Origin of the sequence: Pantoea sp. SIMBA_079, assembly GCF_046940275.1 — a bacterium.
In the GTDB taxonomy this organism is placed as follows: Bacteria; Pseudomonadota; Gammaproteobacteria; order Enterobacterales; family Enterobacteriaceae; genus Pantoea; species Pantoea borealis.
This window is the reverse complement of record NZ_JAWRYR010000435.1, coordinates 1-264: the sequence shown is the minus strand read 5'-3', so window position 1 is coordinate 264 and position 264 is coordinate 1. Positions and strand designations below refer to the sequence as shown.

Annotated in this window: 1 pseudogene; it reads right to left on the bottom strand. The window is 73.5% G+C overall.

From position 1 onward, the window contains the following. A pseudogene (locus SB719_RS20690) lies at nucleotides 1–229 on the bottom strand (hypothetical protein); the annotation flags it as partial. Nucleotides 230–264: the final 35 nt, after the last annotated feature.

The window sequence follows — 264 nt, the reverse complement described above, 5'->3', positions numbered from 1 at the left end:
GCTCGAGCTCCTCGTCGAGCAGGGCGTAGCCGCGCGAGCGGATGCGGCCGAGCTCGCCGAGGAGGCTGTCGAAGTCCGTGACCACGGCCTTGTCCTCGGGCGGTGCGCTGAGGACGGAGAAGCCGGAGGCCGCCATCACGGGGTCGGCCGGTCCGACGATGGGCAGGTCCTGCCCGTGCTCGGCGTACCAGCGCTCCAGCGAGCCGGTGTCCCAGTCGCTGAGCAGCACCCTCCCGGAGGGGGTGCGCCAGGCGGCGGTCGTCA